Source organism: Chitinophagales bacterium (assembly GCA_041392475.1).
Taxonomy (GTDB): Bacteria; Bacteroidota; Bacteroidia; order Chitinophagales; family UBA2359; genus JAUHXA01.
Window position 1 is genome coordinate 2,888,506 of record JAWKLZ010000001.1, and the last position, 18,585, is coordinate 2,907,090.

Here is an 18,585-nt window from a genome sequence, read left to right on the forward strand (position 1 = left end):
ATCAATCATTCACCTTATACGCAAACACATTGTTCGCAATCCCCCCTGCAATCAAAATATCATCTCCAATGCCAAACAAATCGGCAATTACAAAAGGTGTTCGGGCTTGAATTGGAAAGTCAGGGTGAATTTGACCATAGTTTTTGAGAAGGTAAATCTCATTTCCACTTTGACTAAATGCGCCAATACTTTTGGTGTCTTTACCCGTTAATTGCACAGTAAAAATATCAGACATCCGCACTTCATCCGAAAAATCGTAGTCAAACAGTTTTTCCTTGTTGTTGAACACATACACCTTGTTTTGAGTCAAAAATACATTCTCTTCTACTGAACTACCCAATACATTGGCGGTCAAAAAATCACTCGTTCGACTCAACTGAACAAAATCCTTGCTCCATTTCTTACCTTCCATATCAATAAAATGGGTGCGGTCGTCTGCCGTTGTCACAACAACCGTTGTACCTTCTTCGGTTATGTCAATTTCAGGCGCACTAATCGGGCGGCTTCCCAGACTGATTTTGTGTATCAATTCACCTTCAAAGTTAAGCATGTACACATTGCCATTCTCATTAACAGCCAAAATATAATCTTTCTCTGCTTCAATAAAATGCTGCAAAGGGAAAATAACCAATGCCAGATAATCCCTTGGATCCCAATGCGTCATAGGACGACCGCTGTACTCATAGCCATAGACCTTGTTGTTTCCACAAGGAATGAAAAAATGGTACTCTTTTTGGCGGTCAAATTTAGCCACACCCATTCCCGTATTAGCTGCGGTACTCAGGCGTTTGGGATATTCGTAAATGTCTTTACCCTCTCGATCCACCAAAAAAATCTCGCTTTTGGTATTGAACATGTATTGCAGTTCCCCATTGTTCAAAAAATCTACCTGATAAATTTCTCCCAAAATTTCTCGATCCAATGGCCGCTTCCACAAAATAGACCCTCTATCCGAAATCAGATACAAATTGTAGTTTTCATCTTGAACAATCACTTCTTTCCCCTTTGTCAAATGATTCGTCATCACTTGTGGAGTGATGATTGCAGGTGCTTCCAATTGCACATTCCAAATCAAAGTCGTTTGGTCAACAGCCTGTTTGTCGTAGCCAATGATGCCGTTTGTCGTCACTTTTCCGCCCGATTTATCCATTTGAACTGCCACAGGACCGAGTCGTTTGTAATAATTGTATTTGGTTTCCAACAATTTCGAGAAACTTTTAGAAGCATTGACACTCAGCAATTGTTTGAGGCGAAGCGGATGTAAATACACCACCATATTGCTGCTTTTGTCCAGTGTTTGCGAAAACTGAATGTACCCTTCTTCCCTATTCAAGGTCTGTTCGGCAATGTATTTTTGGACAAATACTTTCACCTGCTCCACATTTGGCGCAAAAACAGCATAGTTGTCAATGACCGAAAACCAAGCATCTTCAAAATGTTCTGCAATTCTATCACCAAAAAGGTGTGCTGCAATAGGTTTTGCATTTGCAGGTACGATACTATATCCTTGAAACAAAAATGGGGCTGCATTTTCACGAGGATTTCCTTCAAATAATTTGCTCATTTGACTGCGTGCCAACTCTTTATCTGTCACCTCAGCTACAATAAAGCTCTCCTTATGATGGTCTTCTCCCAAAGGTTCGGTAAAACCATAAGCCCATTCATTCCCCATCCAATCCAAAAAATATTGATTAAAGATAGACTTCATCTCACCACCTAATTTGCGGTTGAAGCTACTGAATTTATTCACCCGTTCATGGATCAAAAACGCCGTATTGAAGGGCAATACCACAGGCAAATCTGCTTTTGAAGCCGCTCCTTGTCCCGTCAATGCTGCAATCAATTCATGGTCATCGTTGAATTGTGTTTTACCATCCAAAATCATTTGCCTTTTCTGAAAATCAAAACCTACTTGCGACCACTTCAATAAGTCCTGCAACTGATCGAAAACAGAATTTTGGATAGTTTCCTTCAAAAAAACCGTTTCCAAAAAGGGGATATTTTGGTAATTGATGTGCATCAGTGCATCATGACTTGCATCGTTTTCCCCTGAAGGACGTGACAAGCCCCCCCAATACGTACTGTATTGACTCAAGGATTCTTCGACTAAAATGGGTTCAAAACTACATATAACAAGTTTGCCATCATTGGCAATGGTAAATTTTTGGTTAGAATTGGGAAGCTTTAAGTCATAAATCTGTGTGCCTCTAAAATTTCGCTGAGATGCCTTTACACCTTTCTGCTCCAAAGCTGCAATGAGTTTTTCCATACTTGTTCCCAAAGCAGAACGATGTAAGTAAAGTATGTAGTCATACTCATCTGCTCTGGAAAGATGCAAGGACGCAACCAATCGCTTTTCCATATCTGGTGTTTTATACAAAAACAAGGTATCCAACATCTTATAAGTTGATTCTATCTTACTCACCAGTTCGATATTTTGCATATCGAGCCAATAGTTCGTATCCATCAACTTCTTATGGGTTTGCTGAATATCATTTATTTCCAATACCATAATGGCACTTTGAGGAATGGCATCGAAATACATCTGCTTAGAACTAATAATCCCTAATTGCTTCAATAGAAACCATAAACCAACTATAACGATAAGTGCTATGAATAATTTTCGCTTCATTAGTGAAGATTTGCTTAATTTTATGACTTTATAGGTTAATAAACGTGATTTAAAATGCAAAGAAATTTAATCATCATTGGGTGTATTTCTGGGGCCCTTGCAGTTGCACTAGGTGCTTTTGGAGCGCACGGATTGAAGGCGAGCATTACCCCCGATCAACTTAGGGTCTTTGAAACGGGCGTAAAATACCAGTTTTATCACACTTTTGCTATTATAATGACAGCTTTATTGTTGGAAAAGTTCAATCATGCCTTCACAAATTATGCAGCTTTTTCTTTCATTGCAGGAATTGTGCTTTTTTCGGGTTCGCTTTATTTGTTGGCAAATAGAACCTTGCTGGGGATTGAAAGTTGGACATGGATTGGGCCGATTACGCCAATTGGAGGATTGTTTTTTATTGTGGGGTGGGTTTTGTTGGCGGTGGGTGTTTTTAGGAGTTGAATGTATGATTGATGAACTGCTTTATGGCTTCTTAAAGTAAATGTAAATCTTTATGTCTCAAAATAAAACCTTTCAAACCCTGATTAACATTTCTCTCTACCTTGCTTTATTTATAGCAATGACCTACATGATTTTCTTGCTTTCTCAATACACTAACCCTATTCCAGGAGCTGTGAGGATATTGAGATTAGATATAGGAATCCTTGCTGTAGTTCTTGTATTAGTTATGGTTTCAACACTTGATTTTAGAAATAAAAAATTTGAAGCAAAGACTATTTGGAGTCGAAATTTGACTCTATTCTTTTTCTTGAACCTTGCTTTATCTTCTTATTTATGGGTATACACATTCTCTCATCTTGGTTATCCTGAAAGTGGTCTTCAAAATGGTTTGTGGGGTTTTAATAGTTCAGAGTTGGGAGACTTAGGGTGGGAATACTGTTATTACTTTCAGCCTCTACTTGGAGTTCTTGGTTTGATAATTTCACTATCTACTTTCTGCAATATCAAATACAGACTAAATAAAGCAGATTATCGCAAAATTTTCATCGAATTGCTTCCTATTTTTGCAGTTGGAATTCTCATTTTTTGTCATTATAATTTTATTGAAAAACCCTACTTCAATGGGTAAAATCACTCTATTGTTAAGACACAATTTGATTTGCAATTGTCTTAATATTTCTAACCAATAAAATATGAATTAACATTATGAATGTAAAAACCTTATTTATTACCCTACTACTTTTCACAATAAGCAATGTTTATGCCCAAAAAAAAGCTCACATTGTTAAATTAGACCCTCCTTTCGTTAAAGCCATAGAAACAGACTTCTACATTTCAAAAATCATTGACAACAGAACTAATAAAGAAAACATTGGAGTCATACAAAAAGGCTTGGGAAATAAAAAAGTGCCTGCCAATTTTGAAGAAGACTTATCTATTCATTTGTTGGATTTTCTAAAGAAATTGGTACAATCATCGGAGGATAAGACTCCTCTTGCTCTTCAAGTAAACCAACTATCTATCTACGAAAGAACCTCTGCTTTTACAGAAATGGGAGGCTGTGAGGTTAGATTGGAATTCTCGAAAGAAGAGAACGGTCAACTTATATCCTTTGGAGAATTCACAGCAGTCGTTGAAAACAAGGGTACTTCAGATGTTACCGCCAGACATGATGAAAGAATCATTGAAGCCCTCACCACCTGCATAAATGATTTTTCAAAAACTGACTGGAAAAATACAATTCCTACCACTATTGCGGAAAACGACGCTATTCAAGCAAACTATACTTATGACTATATCGTAAAACCCAAAAAAGGGCTCTACAGAAGCTTTAATGCTTTTCTAAAAAATGCTCCTTTTGATACTTCTGCCTATTTCTTTCAGCCAATCAAAAAGAAACAACGCTTTGAGAGGTATCAAGTATATGACAATGAAGAAGAAAACAGAATAAAGAACCTTTTTGGCTTTTCGGACGGTGAGCATTTTTACTTGAGTGCAATGGAATATACGACTTCTTACCATTTTATTAAATCGCAATTCATAGGAAGATTTATTTACTTTGAAGATCAGATTTATTCACCAGGGGCTGCTATTGCCTTTGGTTTGATTGGAGCAGCAGCTTCTACCAAGCATACTGGAATCGTATTGGACACCCAAACGGGTCTAACTTCCATAGTAAATACAAAAACCATTGAAGCTCTAATCGAGTCTTATCCAGACCTCCAAAAGATGTATGAAAACAGCAATAAAGGAATAGTTGCTTACAGAACTATTATTGAACAATTAAATAAACTTGATAAAAAATAAAATTCATACAATTACAAAATGAAAACCAAATACCAAAAATACCTCAAAACCCTTCAAAAAGCGGCTGACATTGACAGTTCGATTGCTGTATTGAGCTGGGATCAAGAAACGCAACTTCCTGCAAAAGGAGCAAAACACCGAGCGCAGCAAATCGCTACTTTGAGCGGTTTGGGGCATGAAATCAAGGTATCGCAAGAACTGGGCGACTTGCTACATGAGTTGTCGGAAGACAGCACTTTGTCTGCCAAACAATTGAAGAACATCGAATTGAGTTTGGAAGGCTACAAAAAAAATCAGAAATTTTCGACCGATTTTGTAATGAAAATGTCGGAGGCAACTTCCAATGCGTTTCAGGCATGGGCAAAAGCAAGAGAGGCAAACGATTATGCGGTTTTTCGCCCAGCATTGGAGCAGATGATTGATTTGAAGCGAGAACAATGTGAAATCATTGGTTATCAAGACCATCCTTATGATGCGCTTTTGGACCAATATGAACCCAAAGAAAAAACGGCTGACCTCAATGTGCTTTTTGCAGATGTGCGGCAGCAATTGGTTGATTTTGTGAAGGAAATCAGTGAGAAGCCACAAGTTGAAGATTCATGGATGTACAAGCATTATGACAAAGACAAGCAGTGGAAATTCGGTATAGATGTCTTGAAGCAAATGGGCTACGATTTTGAAGCGGGACGACAAGATATTTCGCATCACCCTTTTACTATCAGTTTCAGTCCATTGGATGTAAGGGTAACAACTCGGATTACGGAAAACAATTTCCACGAAATGTTGTGGAGCTGTATTCACGAAGGCGGTCATGCCTTATATGAGCAGGGTTTGCCTGTGGAGGATTACGGTTTACCGACTGGTGAGACGATTTCGCTGGGTATTCACGAATCGCAGTCGAGGCTTTGGGAAAACAATGTGGGGCGTGGATTACCGTTTTGGAAAGCCAACTATTCGGCATTGCAGCAGACTTTTCCTGAAAACTTGGGGAATGTATCTTTGCAGGACTTTTACAAATCTATGAATCTGGTGAAGCCTTCGTTGATTCGCACAAATGCGGACGAATTGACCTATCATTTCCATATTTTGGTGCGCTTCGAAATCGAAAAAGCCTTGATTGAAGGCAACATTGAAGCGAAAAACTTGGATGAGGTGTGGGTTGAAAAGTACAAGGAGTATTTGGGCATTGAAGTGCCTTCTGACCGTGAGGGGATTTTGCAGGATATTCACTGGTCGCATGGCAGTTTGGGTTATTTTCCGACCTATTCTTTGGGCAGTTTTTATGCCGCACAGTTTTATGCTCAGGCAAACAAAGATGTGCCAAATTTGGAGGCGGAAATTGAAGCGGGAAATTTGATGCCGATGTTGGAGTGGCTTCGGACGAATGTGCATCAACATGGACGACTTTATACGGCAGAGGAATTGTGTGTGAACATTACGGGCGAAAAACTGAATTTCAAGCATTTTATGGACTATGCGAAAGTGAAGTATGGAGGAATTTATGGCTAAGATTGTTTATGGGATTTTGAACGCTGAGACGGAGAGACACAGAGTTTTTTCTTCTTTTTGCACTTCTATATTCCTCGTCAGTAAAAATTACTTACAGAATGACAATACTTTATGAAATATATTGGCCAGAAATAACAGTAAAAAACAATAGCATCAAAAAAAATAATCTATGCAACTAACTTTACCTACTTTCGCCCTTCTTTTCTTACTGCAAACGGTTTTGTTTGCCGAACCCAAAATCGAATACCATTTATCTTTTCCAGAACCACATACGCATTATGTAGATGTAGATATGCGCATAATGGACTTGGAGGAGGATTCGGTGGATGTGAAAATGGCGGTGTGGACTCCTGGATCTTATTTGGTGCGGGAATATTCGAGACATATTGACGCAGTACAGGCGATTGGATTGGAAGGGAAACCATTGAAGGTAAAGAAAATCAATAAAAATACTTGGCGTGTTTACAATGGTATAGCTAAAAACATTTCGATTCAATACAATGTATATGCGTTTGAATTGACTGTCCGAACAAGTTTTATTGATGCTGATTTTGCTGCTTTGAATGGGGCGAGTATTTTTCTCTATCCAGCTGATATGCAGCAACTTCCTTCAACGGTTCATTTGTACCCACACAAAAATTGGCAAAAGGTTTCGACTCCATTGAAGCCTGTGAAAGCAGAGGATCCGCTTATTTTGAAAGCCCCGAATTATGACATTTTGGTGGATTCACCTATTGCTCTTGGTAATCAAGAAGTAATTGATTTTCAGGCGGCTGGCGTGCCACATCGTGTGATGATTGAAGGAAAGGGCAATTATGAAACAGCAAAAATGGTGGATGCGATGCAAAAGATTGGGGCAGAGGCAGTAAAATTGTTTGGCGAACATCCATGTGAAGATTATTTGTATATGATGTACAATTGGGATGGCGGACGCAATGGCTTGGAGCATTTGAGTTCAACGATGATTACCTATCCTCGTTGGGATTATGAGCCTGAAAGTCGATTTTTGAGTTGGGCAGGTATTACTGCACACGAGTACGTTCATCTTTGGTTGGTCAAACGATTGCGTCCAATAGAACTGGGGCCGTTTGACTATGAGAATGAAAATTATACGCATTTACTTTGGGTGATGGAAGGTGTGACGAGTTATTACGATGATATGTTGTTGCGACGATCGGATTTGATGGATGTGGATGATTATTTGCAGGTGGTAACGCACAATATTGACAACACCGAAAATGTGGCTGGCAATGAGGTACAGTGTGTTGCACATGCAAGTTTTGATGCTTGGATTAAATACTACAATCGAAACGAAAACTCGAATAATACAACGGTTTCTTATTATACAAAAGGTGCGGTTTTGGGAACTTTGCTGGATTTGGAAATCATTCACCATACTAAAGGAGAGAAAGGTTTGGATGATGTATTGCAATATATGTACCAACGCTACTTCAAAGAATTGCAGCGTGGTTTTACGGATGAGGAGTTTGAAGCAGCAGTGGAAATGGTCATCGGCAAGGAAATGGATGCTTTTTTCGAGGATTATGTATTTGATACCGAAGCGATTGATTACAATAAATACTTCAATTATGCGGGACTACAACTCGTCAATGTGGACGAGTTTGATGAGAGTATTGACCTGGGCGCAAGGTTAAAATCGGATGAGGGCAAACTTACAATTGTATCCGTCAATCGTGGCACACCTGCTTATCTGTATGGCTTGAATGCGAGGGATGAGATTGTGGCAATTGATGGTTTCCGAACGGATTCTGAGTTGGCTCTGCAAAAGGTGATTTCGCATCGAAAGGCAGGTGATCGAGTGACGTTTACGGTGAATCGAGGGGGTGTTTTGAAAGATATTGAAGTAGAATTGGACAGCAATCACAAGGTTCACAACTTTTTGGAACAATTACCTGATGCGACTAAAGAACAGCAAGCAGTGTATATGAGATGGTTGGATATGAAGGAGTTTTGAAGATTCGAATGCTTATAAAACAAAATCTTACTTAAATTTAAGTCCATATTAAAAGAAAAGAATTTTCATGGAATAAAAAGGCTGATTCCTTTTTATTGCCTATTTTTGAGTAAAATAGATAGATGTGATATGGAAGATTGGAGTAAATACATATTCGACCCAAAAAATCCAAAAGACTTCAAGGCATATAAATTGTTGAAGAATATATTTAAAGATAATAACACTTTATTAATCACTGATATGTATTACTTCAATGAATTGTTTAAAAAGGAGATTTGGACACAGGATATGATTGATGAATTATGGGATGATATTCCAAGTGATTTTTCAGATTTAGCAGGCAATAAAAAATACAGTATTTATATTAAAAATTATTCAAGAAATAAGTATATAGAAAAGATAAAAAATAAGGCAGACGAAGTAAGAAAATCTCGATACACACGATTATTTAATCATTTTGCGTGGAACTTAGAGACCAAGGCTCATAATATAAACCATACATATACATTTGCATCACATCAATATTTAATGACAGAGCAAATTGATAATTTTTCTTCAAAGTTTCAAAGAGCAATTACACAAAAATCTCGTATAGTAGAAGCACAAAGAAATTGCATATTTACAATATCAAGCGGTTTTATATTTCATTTAATTCCAAATTTATCTACCGATAGAGTTTCTGTTTTTTTCTGTAATGAAAAAAATACAACTCAATTAAACGAAATAAAATCGCTAAAAAACCTCCACCCCATCATCCTAAAAAAAGACGAAGACATCCACCAACTCTTAGATTTCATCATTCGTGACCTCAACAATGAAACCCAAACAAAACCTATCCATCAACCCAAAACCTACCTTAACGAAATCAACATCAAAAACTATTTCTCTATAGAAAACATCTCCATTCAAGACTTGGGAAACAAAAAGGAGATTTACTTAATGGGAGAAAACGGGGATGGCAAAACGATTTTGCTGCAAGCGATTGTTTTGGCATTGAGAGGCAATCAGAATGTGGGTACAGTTACGGATGTCGTCAAGCAGAATACACACAAAAAAATGTCATTGCTTGCCGAGACAAGTGATGGCAAAAAATACATTTACAGCGAAAACCCTAAAAATCAAAAAAATAGCTTCAGCCCTGTTTTTGGCTATGGCATTGACCGCTTCCGCAACGATTCCGACAAAATAGACAAAGTGGGTTATCTGTCTTTGTTTGACAAGGAAACTTACTTGGAAAATCCTGAAAAATGGCTGCAACATTTAGACTACAAAGAAACAAAAGGAGATACTTCGGAAATTAGTTTGTCACAAGCCAAAGAGATTTTGATAGATATTTTGGAGCGAGATGTCACCATTGATGTGACACCCGACAAGGTGACTTTCACTGAAAAAGGCAGCGCCCTAAATTTTAGTCAACTTTCGGATGGCTATCAATCGGTGATTATTTGGGTGTGTGATTTGATTGCTCGTTTATCGGCTTTGCAGCCCAATGTTTCGAGTACGCACGATTATTCTGGTGTGGTGATTTTGGATGAAATTGGTGCTTATTTGCATCCAAAATGGGCGTATGAAATCGTCAAAAAATTGAGAGAATGGTTTCCCAACCTTCAATTTATTTTTACGACCCATAATCCCATTGTTATTTTAGGAGCTTCGGAAGATGCTGCGTTTTACAAAGTATATAAAGAAGATGGTAAAACAAAAGTATCTGAGCCCGTTGAAGATATTTCGGACTTGATGCTCAATAGTTTGGTCACATCACCCTTATTCAACCTACCAACTGCAAGACCAAAAGGTTTTGATGAAAGCAATGATTTGAGTAGCGATGATTATGTTTACCGCCGAATCCACCAATTAATACAGGAGAAGCTACAAACCATGCCCAATTTGGTAGATGAGGATGTCATGAAAATGATTGAAGCTGAATTGGAAAAAATGTAAGCCCACACCAAAAACTTAATTGAATGATTCCGATAGAGAAAGATTTTGAGGCGATTCCCAAAATTATCTACTACAAACCTCGCCTTGATGCCTTTGAAAAAAACAAAACCGCAGGTAAATATTGTTCCTCTGACAATTTGTATAAGCCGAATAAAGTCAAAATTGCTTTGGATGCGATTTACCACCGAAAATGTGCGTATTGTGAAAAAAGCCTAAAGGATACCGACCGACATGTAGAGCATTACCGTCCAAAAGCACCTTATTTTTGGTTGGCGTTTAGTTGGGATAATTTGCTGATTGCCTGCAAAAAATGCAACGAACTAAAATCCAATCAATTCACCGATTTTCTCGAAGGCAATCAACTGCAATACAACAATGAAACCCTACAAACGGCTCAATCTCAAATTGAAGCCTACAACCTTACTGAAAAGCCCTTAATCCTCAATCCAGAACAAGAAACAGAAACGAGCTTAAAAGGACATTTTACCTTTGATTTGACAAATAAAAAGAACCAAGCAAAGTTGATTCCCAAGTCAAAACAAATGGAAGTGACGATTGAAGTGTGTCAATTGAATCGAAAAGAATTAGTGGAGCTTCGTGCGTATGAACTCACTCGGCTGAGAAATCACCTCAGACAAGACTTAAATTCTTGGAAAGGAGAACATCAAAAAGCCCAAAGGGCGCAAGCAATTGGCAGTACGATTATTAAATTCAAACAAGAAATATCACCCGAAATTTCTTTTGTAGCTTGGAGAAAGTTTATCGTTCAGAATTGGAGGTTTATTGTCGACAATCTAATCTGAATACAATGTAAAACTCAATTCTCCAAAATCATCTCCTTCACTGCCTCCACCCAAAGCGGATGTGTATTCAAACTCTCGACCAGTTGCACTTTCTCACCACCATATTCTTCAAATTCCTCTTGATATTCCACACCAATCTCAAAAATAGTCTCCAAACAATCTGCTACAAAAGCAGGACAAAAAACCAACACATTTTTGATGCCTTTTTTTGCCAATGCCTCCAATGTTTTGTCGGTATAGGGCTGCATCCAGGGATCTCGACCCAATCGAGATTGATAACTGATTGTATAATTATCCTCTGAAATATTCAACTCTTTAGCCAGTAATTGAGCCGTTGCATGACATTGAGCCGAGTAGCAAAACTGGTTTTTTTCGGAGATGGTTTGACAGCAGTAGGCATTGCTGAGGCAGTGACCATAATCATTTGCCTTCCTCATGTGACGCTGCGGCAGACCGTGGAAACTGAACAAAATGTGGTCGTAATTTTCGGGTTCGTAGGTTTTGCCGATTTCGGTGAAAGCCTTGATGAAAGCGGGATGGTCATAGTAACTGTTGATAAAATTGATACTTGGAATCACCTGCCATTTGCTGACAATCTCCATTACCTTTTGATGAGCTGAACCCGTTGAGGAAGAGGCATATTGAGGAAAAAGAGGCAAAACAATATATCGGTGTACATTTTTCTTTCGCAGACGCATCAATGCTGATTCGATATCGGGAGATTGGTAGCGCATCGCCAATTCGACATAGTATTCATTGCCGCCTTCAGACGCTCGATGAGCCATATTGTCGAGTGATTCTTGTACTTTTTCGGTTAGTTCTTCGCTGATATATTTCAGAGGCGAACCTTTTTCATCCCAAATTTCCTTATAAGATTTAGCGGAATTTCCTGCTCTAAATGGGCTGATGATACCTCTAACCAATAATTGTCTAGGTATCCACGGTATGTCGATTACCCTACCATCGGTCAGGAATTCATTCAAATATTTACGCACATCGCTAGTTTTTGGGCTATCAGGAGTACCCAAATTAACCAACAAGACTCCAATTTTCTGGTTCATGTTTTATTTATTAGACAAAAGATAAAAGACGTTAGACAAATGATGAAGTGTGATATGCACACTATTTTTTTTGATAGTAACGGTCAAAAAATAAGTTGTGCATTTGAAATTTCCAACAATCTTAATTTATAGGTGGTTTTTTCATTTTTATTCTTATTCGTTACTATTGTCTTTTTAATATATCATGCAAAGTTAAGTCATCGGAGGATAGAAACAAAAAACCCCCAGAACTGTTCGCTCTGAGGGTTAACCAAAACTATTCACAAAACTATGGCTTGCCTTTACGAAGAAAGACAGTTGTATTGTTTTCGATTACTTCACTTACCAATTCTCTATCGTCAATTCTTGAATTGTATCGCCATTGACAACGATGTAAGCTCGGTAATCTCCACTTGATGTAGTCAAATTACCGATGACATATTGTGAACCATTGGGTGCTGTACCTTCGTGTTTGATGGTAAAACCACTTGGTTGATTGGCACCAAAAAAGGTTTTGATGGCAGTAGTAGCAGTAGCTTTGTTGTAGGCATCCTTGCCTAAAATACTCATTTCAATATTGCCATCGAAATAAGCAGCTACTCCCGCAGCATCTCCCGCCCGCATTTTTGCTGCAATGTTATTGATGCCTGGATGCTGTGTAAATGCGTAGAAGCAAATAGACAAAGCAAACAAAGCGGCTGAAATATATTTTTTTTGATTTTTCATTTTCTTATAGTTGGGTTTGGGTTCTCTAAGAATCTACTTTTTAGATACCTAGTTTGATGAAACGTTTAAAATTGAATTAGGGTACAATGTAAAAGACATCAAAACCTCAATAAGTTGCATTGAAGTCTATTCATCTATTCTTTATATTCAGACGCAAAAAATGGAATTGGTCATTTGATATGGATGTACTCAATTTTCTCTTACCTTTGTAAATTGTCATTTCACTCACTATTGATTTGAATAGTGAGTGATAGGAATGATAGAATCTAATTTATCACACTTAACATAAAGATATGTACTTCAACGAAAAAGTTGCATTGCTTATTTTGGATGGCTGGGGACACGGTCTAAATCCTGCGGTAAGCGCTATTGCTCAAGCCAATACTCCTTTTGTAGATAGTTTGTACGACCACTATCCCAATGCCGAGCTTACTACGCATGGTGAATTGGTAGGTTTACCTGCCGGTCAGATGGGTAATTCGGAAGTCGGTCATCTAAACATTGGGGCTGGACGGATTGTCTATCAAGAATTGCTAAGAATCAACAATGCTATCAAAGATAAGACACTGGACAACAATCAAATATTGAAGGAAGCAATGGCTTATGCCAAAGCAAACAACAAACCAATTCACCTGATAGGATTGGTTTCAGATGGTGGTGTTCACTCCCATATTGACCACATCAAGGGTCTGTGTGATATTTTGCACCACAATGAATTGAAGGAAGTATATATTCACGCTTTCACCGATGGACGTGATACCGACCCCAATAGTGGCTTGAATTATTTGAAAGAACTGCAATACCATCTGCAACATTCAACTGGTAAAATCGCTTCAATCATTGGGCGCTACTATGCAATGGATAGGGACAAACGTTGGGAACGCATCAAGTTGGCGTATGACCTATTGATTGAAGGAAAAGGAGCTAAAACGTCTGATTTTGAAGCTACTATTCAGGCTTCCTATGATGATGGTGTGACGGATGAATTTTTGCAACCCATCGTTGTTTTGAATGAAAAGGGTGTGCCTACTGCAATAATTGAAGAAGGAGATGTAGTGATTTGCTTCAATTATAGAACCGACCGTTGCCGCCAAATTACTACGGTTTTGACGCAACAGAATATGCCCGAGGCAGGTATGAAAACCATTTCTTTGCATTATGTGACCATGACACGATACGACAGTAGCTTTGAAGGAGTCAAGGTAATTTTTGAGAAAGACAACCTGAAAAATACGCTTGGTGAAGTGTTGGCGAAAAATGGGAAACGCCAAATTCGTATGGCAGAAACGGAGAAATATCCTCATGTCACCTTTTTCTTTTCGGGAGGACGAGAGGAAGTTTTTGAAGGTGAAGAGCGCATTGTCGTGCCTTCTCCCAAAGTAGCTACTTACGATTTGCAGCCTGAAATGAGTGCGGCGGGTTTGACCACTGCAATTCTCGCCAAATTGGAATCTGAAGTGCCTGATTTTATTTGCTTGAATTTTGCGAATACCGATATGGTAGGGCATACAGGCGTTTTTGAAGCGGGTGTGAAAGCTGCCGAAACAGTGGACAATTGTGTGAGTCAAATTGTGCCAGTAGGTTTAAAGCATGGATATTCCTTCATTATCATTGCAGACCACGGCAATGCGGATATGATGGTAAATGAGGATGGTTCACCCAATACGGCTCATACGACCAATCTTGTACCCATCTTTTTGGTGGGAAAAGATGTAAAAGGGGTGAAATTAAAGAATGGAAAATTGGGAGATGTTGCACCTACGATATTGTCTATCATGGGTTTGGAGATTCCTACAGAAATGACAGGGGAGGTGTTATTGAAATAATCGGAGGTTTACTCAATGATTGATACAGTGACTTCTCTATTCTTATCTTAAAAGTAGAGAAGTCACTATTACTGATTCATTTAATATCCGAACCCTAAATCTTTAAAGTTTCTTCAATTAATTCGTCTGCCTGTTTCCAATCCATATATACAATGGGTAGAGAATACAGTACAGGCATATTCTTGGGATATTTCTTTCTTAATTTCTTATCAATCATCGTAAATAACAAAGATTTTGTCTTTCCCATTAAAAGGAATTGATCAATTGTTTCAAACTTACCATTTTTCGACAGTTTTCTTCCTTTTACCTTCTCTTGAATAATTGGATTGAGAATCAGTTTTTTCTTGGTCAAGTAATCTGCAATTTCAATAACTTGGTCTAAATTATCCGAAATAACATGTAATAAAATCATAAGCTATTTACTTTTAATTAAGAATCATTCACCATTTTTATTGTTTGTCTGGACTAAACAACCAAATCGCTAAAAAGGTCAATGATTTAGAAAAAATTTCAAAACTTGGCTTTATTTCTTAGTAACAATCAAAAAATAAGTTGTGCATTCGAAATTTCCAACAATCTGATTCAGAAGTGGTTTTCATTTTAATTCTTATTCGTTACTTATTCTTTCAAATTAAAATTCAGTAAACTCCTTGCCAAAATCCTACCTCCGCAAAGGTATCAGTGCCTCCTTTTTGATTCAAATTGCCGCTTTGGTGATTGGATTTGGGAGTAGTTGGTTGTTGGCAAAACTCATTGGAGCAGAAGGTTATGGAGTATATACCTATGTTTTTTCGTGGGTGACGCTTTTGAGTGGAATTGCTTGGCTGGGATTTGATGACTTATTGATTCGAGATGTAGCAGTTTATAGAAGCAAAAAAAAGCTCGGTTTACTGAAAGGCTTACTCCAAACGGCTTTGATTTCCACTGCAATAGCTGCCATTGTCCTCACCCTATTTGCCTACGGTAGTCTTGAAGCACTCTCCTACCTTCAAACTTCTACAAACTCCCTATTTGATATTTCGTTTCTCTCCGATTCCTCCAAAAAACAAGCTTTGTTAATTGCCTTTGTGGCAATACTTCCCATGACCTTGATGCTTGTACTTCAATTTGCTTTAGTTGGCGCAAAGGAAATTGTATGGGGACAAATTGCAGAAAAACTGTTCAAACCAATTGCTTTTCTATTATCAGTTTTGGCAATTTATTTTTATTGCGACAAACAAATCACTGCTATTGAAATAATTACTGCAAATGTGGCGATTATTATTGCAGCATGTTTGTTGGCGTATTTTTTCTTTCGTCAAAAACTACTTTTGCCTTACCAAAACGAAAAAGCAAGGTATCAACAAAAAATTTGGTGGTCAGCAGCAATAGCTTTTGCTTTGGTGAATACGCTAAATTTGGTGTATATCAAAGCGGATTTGGTAATGTTGGGAACAATTGCAGGGGCAGAATCGGTGGGAATTTACAGCATTGCCTCCAAATTTTCGGAATTGCTTCGGTTTTTTCTGGCAATTGTATATTTGGTTGTGAGTCCGATGATTGCAGATTTGTATGCGGCGGGTAAATTGCAGGAATTGCAGAAGCTGGCAACACAAAGCGCAAGGGGTGTTTTGTTGTTGTCTTTGCCTATGGTGGCAGTTTTTTGGTTTTTTGGAGAATGGATTTTGGGGCTTTTTGGACTTGAATTTGTGGCAGGCTACCATGCTTTGTTGATTTTGTGTGTGGGGCAATTGTTCAATTTGGCGTGTGGAATTGGAGCGAACCTATTGATGATGACTGGATACGAACGGGCAACTTTTGGAGGTTTACTGCTGAGTACGGTGGTGAATATTTCCTTCAATGTGCTGTTGATTCCTTCAATGGGTATGAATGGAGCTGCAATTGCAACTGTTATGGGTGTGGTGGTATGGAATGTGATTTTGATGGTTTTGGTGTGGCGAAAATTGGGCATTGATGCTTCAGTGTTGGGATTGAAAAAATAGGCATAGTTTTTTCTTGTTATTTGGTACATACAGTGAATAGGAATTTAGGTTTTATAGGAATTCTTTTTTGTTCATTTCCCTCCCCTCCAAATACTATAAATAATACAATAACTCTTTAACAAACTGAGCATCATGATAACTGCACTGCAAATCGTTTTTTGGATAAGCATTTTTCTCGTTGTTTACACCTACGTTGGCTATGGTTTTATTTTGTATTTGATGGTCAAATTAAAACGATTATTGGGTAAGAGTGATGTTATTCCCGAGAAACCTACCGAATTTCCAGAAGTCACCTTTGTAGTTGCTGCCTACAATGAGCAGGATTGGATTGTGGATAAAATCAACAATACCTTGGATTTGGAGTATCCAAAGAGCAAAATCAAATATTTTTTTGTGACCGATGGCTCGAATGACCGCACCCCTGAAATCATTCAACAATATCCTCAAATCAAGCTGTTTCACCGCCCCGAAAGAGCAGGCAAAATTGCAGCAGTTGAGCGTATTATGGAATATGTGACGACTCCGATTGTGATTTATACGGATGCCAATACAATGGTGAACAAAGAAGCGATTCACAACATCGTGCGACACTATGAAGACCCGAAAGTGGGTGCTGTGGCAGGTGAAAAACGCATTTCGATGGGTTCGGAAGATGCTGCAAATGCAGCGGGTGAAGGAATTTATTGGAAATATGAATCAAGTTTGAAGCGTTGGGACTCTGAGTTGTATTCGGTTGTTGGCGCAGCAGGTGAGTTGTTTTCTTTGCGGACGGAAATGTATGAAGCAGTGCCGAAAGATACGATTATTGAAGATTTTTATATGACCCTACGCATTGCTCAAAAGGGCTATAAGGTTCGCTATGAACCGAATGCCTACGCTGTTGAAGGCCCTTCGGCTTCGGTCAAGGAGGAATTGAAGCGAAAAATTCGCATTGCAGCAGGCGGTATTCAAGCGATTGTACGGCTTGCGTCTTTGCTGAACATCTTCAAATATGGTATGCTGACTTTTCAATACGTTTCGCATCGGGTATTGCGTTGGACTTTAGCACCTTTGGTTTTGCCTTTGATTTTGGCTTCGAATATTGCTTTGGCAGTGAATTTGGGCGGAATGTATTCGGCAATTCTTTTCCTTCAAATTTTGTTCTATGCTTTTGCTGCAATGGGTTATGTGTTTGAACAAAAGAAAATCAAGATCAAGGCATTTTTTGTGCCTTACTATTTCTGCATCATGAACTATGCGGTATATCGTGGTTTTATGCGAAACTGGGCAGGTTCGCAATCAGTTATGTGGGAGAAGGCGAAAAGGGCGTAGTTTCTACTCCACCTTATTTCCTTCTCTATCAATAAAAACCCACTCCTCACTTTCTGGCATAGTATATTCACCATCCTGATGAAGTGTACAGTGATACGCAACCTTTGCCTTTCCGTTTTCAAAAGGAAAAGCACATTTATATTGGCAAGGGATTTTTATTTCCCCTCTCGTATTGGCATACCCTACCTTGTCATTTCTTTTCACCCTGAACAGCCCTTCGCTTGCTTCATCGGGAGCATTGTCAAACATATACACATCAAAAAGCACATTTTCGTGTCTATCAATGGCAACTACCTCTGAGTCAGTGCTTTTTTCATCAAACACTATGGCAAACGTTTTGAGTGTGTCTGTCCAATTATGGCTGTATTTTTTGTAGGGAATGATGGTGTCACCTTTGGTATTGACAAATGCAAAATCTGAACCCAACTCTAAGGAACCTTCACGGCTCACTGCAATGAGGTAATCCTCATTTTCGTTGATTACCAAATCTTTGTATATTTTTTGTTCTTTCTCCACTTTTTGACCTTTCTCTTCATTTGAAGAACAAGCAACTATGAATACCAAGAAAAATAAAGCTGTTAGGTGTTTCATTT

The 18,585-nt window shown here is 38.4% G+C and carries 15 protein-coding genes; 10 read left to right on the top strand and 5 right to left on the bottom strand.

The window, feature by feature from the left end; all coding sequences use genetic code 11:
• Position 1: 1 nt before the first annotated feature.
• Positions 2 to 2,632 carry a hypothetical protein gene (locus tag R3E32_10735; protein MEZ4885192.1) on the bottom strand — a complete coding sequence of 877 codons (2,631 nt, stop codon included), beginning with the start codon at positions 2,630 to 2,632 and terminating at the stop codon, positions 2 to 4.
• 54 nt (positions 2,633 to 2,686) lie between these two features.
• On the opposite strand from R3E32_10735, the gene R3E32_10740 reads away from it, so the two are divergent.
• The 7 genes from R3E32_10740 to R3E32_10770 all read left to right on the top strand — a co-directional run bounded on the left by R3E32_10740 (position 2,687) and on the right by R3E32_10770 (position 11,107).
• Complete coding sequence (locus tag R3E32_10740) at positions 2,687 to 3,073, top strand: DUF423 domain-containing protein (protein MEZ4885193.1); 387 nt, start codon at positions 2,687 to 2,689, stop codon at positions 3,071 to 3,073.
• A gap of 52 nt (positions 3,074 to 3,125) precedes the next feature.
• Positions 3,126 to 3,701, top strand: coding sequence for a hypothetical protein (locus R3E32_10745; protein MEZ4885194.1), 576 nt, complete (start codon positions 3,126 to 3,128; stop codon positions 3,699 to 3,701).
• A gap of 77 nt (positions 3,702 to 3,778) precedes the next feature.
• The gene (locus tag R3E32_10750; GenBank protein ID MEZ4885195.1) at positions 3,779 to 4,879 is read left to right on the top strand and encodes a hypothetical protein; all 1,101 of its coding nucleotides are present in this window, start codon (positions 3,779 to 3,781) and stop codon (positions 4,877 to 4,879) included.
• Between the two features lie 18 nt (positions 4,880 to 4,897).
• Entirely contained in the window at positions 4,898 to 6,388 is a 1,491-nt protein-coding gene (locus R3E32_10755; protein ID MEZ4885196.1) for a carboxypeptidase M32, read from the top strand.
• A gap of 169 nt (positions 6,389 to 6,557) precedes the next feature.
• Entirely contained in the window at positions 6,558 to 8,363 is a 1,806-nt protein-coding gene (locus tag R3E32_10760) for a PDZ domain-containing protein (protein MEZ4885197.1), read from the top strand.
• A gap of 129 nt (positions 8,364 to 8,492) precedes the next feature.
• A complete protein-coding gene (locus tag R3E32_10765) occupies positions 8,493 to 10,304 on the top strand; it encodes an AAA family ATPase (protein MEZ4885198.1) in 1,812 nt (603 codons plus the stop codon).
• Positions 10,305 to 10,327: 23 nt separating this feature from the next.
• Positions 10,328 to 11,107 (top strand): HNH endonuclease, encoded by a 780-nt coding sequence (locus tag R3E32_10770; protein ID MEZ4885199.1) that lies wholly within the window; start codon positions 10,328 to 10,330, stop codon positions 11,105 to 11,107.
• Positions 11,108 to 11,121: 14 nt separating this feature from the next.
• Here R3E32_10770 and hemH read toward each other — a convergent pair whose 3' ends face one another.
• Positions 11,122 to 12,168, bottom strand: a complete 1,047-nt coding sequence (gene hemH / locus R3E32_10775; protein MEZ4885200.1) for a ferrochelatase — start codon at positions 12,166 to 12,168, stop codon at positions 11,122 to 11,124.
• A 321-nt stretch (positions 12,169 to 12,489) separates the two neighbouring features.
• Entirely contained in the window at positions 12,490 to 12,873 is a 384-nt protein-coding gene (locus tag R3E32_10780) for a DUF4783 domain-containing protein (protein ID MEZ4885201.1), read from the bottom strand.
• A 293-nt stretch (positions 12,874 to 13,166) separates the two neighbouring features.
• Between R3E32_10780 and gpmI the strand changes: the two genes are divergently transcribed.
• Complete coding sequence (gene gpmI, locus R3E32_10785; protein ID MEZ4885202.1) at positions 13,167 to 14,699, top strand: 2,3-bisphosphoglycerate-independent phosphoglycerate mutase; 1,533 nt, start codon at positions 13,167 to 13,169, stop codon at positions 14,697 to 14,699.
• A gap of 94 nt (positions 14,700 to 14,793) precedes the next feature.
• On the opposite strand, the gene R3E32_10790 is transcribed toward gpmI, so the two are convergent.
• The gene (locus tag R3E32_10790; GenBank protein ID MEZ4885203.1) at positions 14,794 to 15,111 is read right to left on the bottom strand and encodes a hypothetical protein; all 318 of its coding nucleotides are present in this window, start codon (positions 15,109 to 15,111) and stop codon (positions 14,794 to 14,796) included.
• Between the two features lie 238 nt (positions 15,112 to 15,349).
• Between R3E32_10790 and R3E32_10795 the strand changes: the two genes are divergently transcribed.
• Positions 15,350 to 16,681, top strand: coding sequence for a flippase (locus R3E32_10795; GenBank protein MEZ4885204.1), 1,332 nt, complete (start codon positions 15,350 to 15,352; stop codon positions 16,679 to 16,681).
• A 132-nt stretch (positions 16,682 to 16,813) separates the two neighbouring features.
• Complete coding sequence (locus tag R3E32_10800) at positions 16,814 to 17,992, top strand: glycosyltransferase family 2 protein (protein ID MEZ4885205.1); 1,179 nt, start codon at positions 16,814 to 16,816, stop codon at positions 17,990 to 17,992.
• A 3-nt stretch (positions 17,993 to 17,995) separates the two neighbouring features.
• Here R3E32_10800 and R3E32_10805 read toward each other — a convergent pair whose 3' ends face one another.
• On the bottom strand, positions 17,996 to 18,583 hold the full coding sequence (locus R3E32_10805; protein MEZ4885206.1) for a WG repeat-containing protein: 588 nt from the start codon (positions 18,581 to 18,583) through the stop codon (positions 17,996 to 17,998).
• Positions 18,584 to 18,585: the final 2 nt, after the last annotated feature.

Coding starts and splice junctions, on each gene's coding strand:
- R3E32_10750 (MEZ4885195.1), top strand. CDS start 3,779: ATGAATGTAAAAACCTTATTTATTACCCTACTACTTTTCACAATAAGC.
- R3E32_10760 (MEZ4885197.1), top strand. CDS start 6,558: ATGCAACTAACTTTACCTACTTTCGCCCTTCTTTTCTTACTGCAAACG.
- R3E32_10740 (MEZ4885193.1), top strand. CDS start 2,687: ATGCAAAGAAATTTAATCATCATTGGGTGTATTTCTGGGGCCCTTGCA.
- R3E32_10735 (MEZ4885192.1), bottom strand. CDS start 2,632: ATGAAGCGAAAATTATTCATAGCACTTATCGTTATAGTTGGTTTATGG.
- R3E32_10780 (MEZ4885201.1), bottom strand. CDS start 12,873: ATGAAAAATCAAAAAAAATATATTTCAGCCGCTTTGTTTGCTTTGTCT.
- R3E32_10800 (MEZ4885205.1), top strand. CDS start 16,814: ATGATAACTGCACTGCAAATCGTTTTTTGGATAAGCATTTTTCTCGTT.
- R3E32_10790 (MEZ4885203.1), bottom strand. CDS start 15,111: ATGATTTTATTACATGTTATTTCGGATAATTTAGACCAAGTTATTGAA.
- R3E32_10755 (MEZ4885196.1), top strand. CDS start 4,898: ATGAAAACCAAATACCAAAAATACCTCAAAACCCTTCAAAAAGCGGCT.
- gpmI (MEZ4885202.1), top strand. CDS start 13,167: ATGTACTTCAACGAAAAAGTTGCATTGCTTATTTTGGATGGCTGGGGA.
- hemH (MEZ4885200.1), bottom strand. CDS start 12,168: ATGAACCAGAAAATTGGAGTCTTGTTGGTTAATTTGGGTACTCCTGAT.
- R3E32_10765 (MEZ4885198.1), top strand. CDS start 8,493: ATGGAAGATTGGAGTAAATACATATTCGACCCAAAAAATCCAAAAGAC.
- R3E32_10805 (MEZ4885206.1), bottom strand. CDS start 18,583: ATGAAACACCTAACAGCTTTATTTTTCTTGGTATTCATAGTTGCTTGT.
- R3E32_10770 (MEZ4885199.1), top strand. CDS start 10,328: ATGATTCCGATAGAGAAAGATTTTGAGGCGATTCCCAAAATTATCTAC.
- R3E32_10745 (MEZ4885194.1), top strand. CDS start 3,126: ATGTCTCAAAATAAAACCTTTCAAACCCTGATTAACATTTCTCTCTAC.